General features: G+C 68.5%; 1 protein-coding gene. It reads left to right on the forward strand.

Annotated features, from left to right (window positions below):
- Positions 1 to 1,255: acyltransferase domain-containing protein (locus ACFIF2_RS35820; protein ID WP_395577474.1), on the forward strand; the 1,255-nt coding region annotated here is incomplete at both ends.

A 1,255-nucleotide genomic window follows, 5' to 3' on the forward strand; every position in this document is an offset into this window, starting at 1 on the left:
CGGCGTAATGGTCATCGGGTGTTGGCGGTGGTGCGTGGGTCGGCGGTGAATCAGGACGGGGCGTCGAATGGTTTGACGGCGCCGAATGGTCCGTCGCAGCAGCGGGTGATTCGTCGGGCGTTGGCGGGTGCTCGTCTGTCGCCGTCCGAGGTGGATGTGGTCGAGGGGCATGGGACGGGCACGAGGCTGGGTGATCCGATCGAGGTCCAGGCGTTGCTGGCGACGTATGGGCAGGGTCGTGAGGTGGAGCGGCCACTGTTGCTGGGTTCGGTGAAGTCGAATCTGGGTCATACGCAGGCGGCTGCGGGTGTGGCGGGTGTCATCAAGATGGTGATGGCGATGCGGCACGGGGTGCTGCCCGCGACGCTCCACGTCGACGAGCCGTCGTCACATGTGGACTGGTCGGCCGGCGGGGTGCGGTTGCTGACGGAGCAGACGGCGTGGCCTGAGGGGGATCGTCCTCGGCGGGCGGGTGTGTCGTCGTTCGGGATCAGCGGGACCAACGCGCACGTGATCCTTGAAGAGGGTTCTGAGGCTGCGGTTGTGGCGGAGGGTGCTGCGCCGGAGTGGTCGGGGCCGGTGCCGGTGGTGCTGTCGGGCCGGACGGGTGCGGCGGTGGTGGAGCAGGCGGCGCGGTTGCGGTCGTTTGTCGCCGAGCGGCCTGATGTGTCGGTGGTGGATGTGGCTGCGGCGGCTGTCCGGCGCAGTGTGTTCGATCATGGCGTGGCGTTGGTGGTGGAGGACCGGGCCGGACTGCTGCGGGAGCTGGACGCAGTAGCCGCTGGAGAAGCGGATGGCCGCCAGGTCGAGGCAGCCATTGCCGCAGGGGACCGGGTCGCGTTCCTGTTCGCTGGGCAGGGTGCGCAGCGGGTGGGTATGGGGCGTGGGTTGTATGAGCGGTTCCCGGTGTTCGCGGGGGTGCTGGACGAGGTGCTTGATCGGCTGGGGGTGCGTGAGGAGTTCTTCGGCTCGGATGTCGCTGTGTTGGAGGGGACGGGTGTTGCTCAGCGGGTGTTGTTCGCGTTCGAGGTGGCGTTGTTCCGGCTGTGGGAGTCGTGGGGTGTCGTGCCCGATGTCGTCGCCGGTCACTCGGTGGGGGAGATTGCGGCTGCTCATGTGGCGGGTGTGCTGTCGCTGGAGGATGCGTGTGTGCTGGTGGGGGCGCGTGGCCGGTTGATGCAGGAGCTTCCGGCCGGTGGGGTGATGGTGGCGGTGGAGGCGTCCGAGGACGAGGTCGTCCCGCTGCTGGGCAATC

Origin of the sequence: Streptomyces sp. BK79, assembly GCF_044142145.1 — a bacterium.
In the GTDB taxonomy this organism is placed as follows: domain Bacteria; phylum Actinomycetota; class Actinomycetes; order Streptomycetales; family Streptomycetaceae; genus Streptomyces.